Source organism: Roseiarcus sp. (genome assembly GCF_052145395.1).
GTDB lineage: Bacteria > Pseudomonadota > Alphaproteobacteria > Rhizobiales > Beijerinckiaceae > Roseiarcus.
Map to the genome: position 1 here is coordinate 1 of NZ_JBKQOT010000195.1, position 2,978 is coordinate 2,978.

Annotated in this window: 3 protein-coding genes; all 3 read right to left on the reverse strand. The window is 62.6% G+C overall.

What is annotated here, in order from left to right; translation table 11 throughout:
• Positions 1-484, reverse strand: a 484-nt coding sequence (locus ACLP25_RS06735) for a cupin domain-containing protein (RefSeq protein ID WP_442468447.1), incomplete at its 3' end; no start/stop codon positions are given.
• Between the two features lie 170 nt (positions 485-654).
• Positions 655-2,427, reverse strand: a complete 1,773-nt coding sequence (locus ACLP25_RS06740; RefSeq protein WP_442468448.1) for an adenylate/guanylate cyclase domain-containing protein — start codon at positions 2,425-2,427, stop codon at positions 655-657.
• A partial coding sequence (locus tag ACLP25_RS06745) for a tetratricopeptide repeat protein (protein ID WP_442468449.1) occupies positions 2,424-2,978 on the reverse strand: 555 nt, incomplete at its 5' end. The genes ACLP25_RS06740 and ACLP25_RS06745, both read right to left, overlap by 4 nt.

Here is a 2,978-nt window from a genome sequence, read left to right on the forward strand (position 1 = left end):
GAACCAGCGGAAAAACGATCTGCTGAATCGGCAAGGGGGGCGTCATGAACCCCTGTGTGTGCCGATGCCGAAGGGCAATATGAGCCATGTAGAAGAGCGACGGCCTACCTGATGCACTTGCGTTCAAGACAGCAAATACCGCCTGGAGGTAGCGATCCAAGTCCGCAGCCGGAATCGCATGCCCGCTAATCTCTACTGGATCGTCCCCAGCGTTCCACCAAGTATGGACGACGCCTTGGGGAAAGGCCGCAGTCCCTCCTGCGGGCACAACAGACTTTTCACTTCCGACCTGGACGCCAAGAGATCCCGACCTCACCCTCCCTTCCTCCCGCTGTTGGAAATGCACATGAGGCGGCGGCCCATTCATGTGCGGAGGCAGCGAGCCATCGAGCGCCAATACGACCTGTCCCTCGGCGTCGCGCTCTCGACGCATCCGCAAAATTTCTCCGGTATGTCGGTTCTCCAAGGTCAGAAAATCATCCACGATTCCTCCTCGACTTTTGAAGTCGACAATCTATGGCGACGGAGATCGCCAAAGCCCATGCGGCAGCGCAGGCAACCGACGCGCCGACGGCGGCGACGTTCAACCGACGCAATGACCTTAATGCGATTCACGAACCTCCACACTGACCTACGCCGCTTTCCTAACCCTCATCACTCGGGGACCCCGGCCTTGCGCAGGCCTTCGAGAATGGGCTCGAGCTGGGCAAGGTACGTCGGATCGTCGCTCGTCGCCGTCCAGAGCGTGCCGGCGCGGGAGACCGTAAAGACCGGGTTGAGCGCGAGGCCGGCCTTGACTGCGGAATGCGCCTCGTCCAGACGACCAAGCCGCGCCAACGCGGCCCCCAACACAAAATGCGGCTGCGGATAATTTCGGTTGGCCTCGATCGCCCGCCGACACCACCCGACTGCCTGCTCGTAGCTTCCGAGGTGGAGCTTCGCTAGGCCCGCGTGGCTCACCCAAACATAAGTCAACGTATCGCGCGGACTGAGCCGCAGGGCCTCGCTAATGTGAGCCTCGGTTTCCGCGGCGCGACCGACAATAATCTTTCCAAGTCCGATAAAGTGATGGGCGCTGGCGAGATTTCGATCCAGCGCCAACGCATGCTCGCATTCGGCGATGCCCTGCACAGCGCGCTTCGTCCATATTTCGACAAGTCCCAAGTACATATGTGCACGTGGATGGTCTGGGACCAACGTTAGGGCTTTGGACAATCTCGCTTCGGCCTCCGCGAAGGCCGCCATGGGATTGGCGACAAAGGCGCTTGCGCCTGCGATCGCGTCCGCTGCCGCCGATCCATTGAGCGCGTCGACGTTGTTGGGATCGGCCGATAGAGCGCGATCGAAAAAGCGAAGCGCTTCCGCGAAAATGGCAGGGGTCGTACCCTTGTTGAGCCAAGCCCTCCCCTGAAAATAGAGGTCCATCGAATCGGGATTCGGCGCCTGTTCCGCGCGCTGCGCCTCGGCGGCGACGAGCTGGGTGTTGAGCGCGTTTGCCAGGCGCGCGACGATTTCGTCCTGCATGTCGAAGAGATCGGCGAGAGGCTTGTCGAACCGCTCGGCCCAGAGATGATTGCCCGTCTCGGCGTCGATGAGCTGAACGTTGACGCGCATGCGGGTTCCGCCGCGCTGGATGCTGCCCTCCAGCACATAGCGGACGTTCAGCTCGCGCCCGATCTGCTTCAGATCGACGGCCTTGCCCTTGTAGGTGAATGCGGTGTTGCGCCCGATCACGAACGAGCCGCGAATGCGTGAAAGGTCGGTCGTCAGGCTCTCCGTGACCCCGTCGACAAAATGATCCTGCTCCGGATCGCCGCCGATATTGGCGAAGGGCAGGACCACCATCGAGAGGCGCGGTGGCCGTTGCCTGTTCGCCTCGGAGGGGGACGGCGTGGGCGCAGGGCGTTCCGAGCCCGTCCTGACCGCATAGACACGCACCGGCCGCGCGATGTTCTTGAGGTCCTGGTCGCCGAGATCGACGAAATCCGCATCGATCTTGCCGCGCACGTGGTCATAGGCCGCGCCCGAGATCAAAATGCCGCCCGGCTCGCAAATCCCCTCCAGCCGCGCCGCGATGTTGACGCCGTCGCCGAGAATGTCGTCGCCCTCGACCAGCACGTCGCCGAGATTGACGCCGATGCGGTAGACGACGCGCTTGGATTTGGCCGTCCCGGCGTTGCGCTCGACCATCAGCTTCTGGATCGCAATCGCGCATTCGACGGCGGCGACGACCGACGGAAACTCCAACAGCAGGCCGTCGCCCGTCGTCTTGACGATGCGCCCGCCGAGGCTTGCTATGATTGGGCGCGCCGCCTCGCGATGCTCCCGAACGCCAAGCGCCGTCCCCGCCTCGTCCTCGCCCATGAGTCGCGAGTAGCCGACGACGTCGGCGGCGAGGATCGCGGCGAGGCGGCGGGCCGCGGTCATTGCTCGGGGACCCCGGCCTTGCGCATGCCTTCAAAAACAGGCTCAAGCCCGGCTAGATAAGTCGGGTCGTCGCTCTGCGCCGTCCAGGCGGCGCGGGCGCGGGAAAGAGTGAAGTCGGGGTTGAGCGCGAGGCCGGCCTTGACTGCGGAATGCGTCTCATCAAGTCGATCAAGCTGCGCGAGCGCGGCGACCAAGTGAAAATATGCAAGCGGAAAATTTCGGTTGGCCTCGATCGCCCGCCGAAACCACGCGACCGCCTGCTCCCAACTGCCAAGCTGGTTCTTCGCCATGCCCGCGTAAGTCATCCAGACGTATGCCAACGTATCGCGCGGACTGAGGCGCAAGGCCTCGACAACGTGAGCCTCTGATTCTTCGGCGCGACCGATAAGAATCTTTCCAAGACCGATAAAGGCATGGGCGAAGGCGAGATTTCGATCCAACGTCAACGCATATTCACATTCGGCGACGCCCTCCGCGGCGCGCTTGGTGAGTATCTCGACAAATCCAAAGTACAAATGTGCAAGGGCATGGTCCGGGACCGACGACAAGGC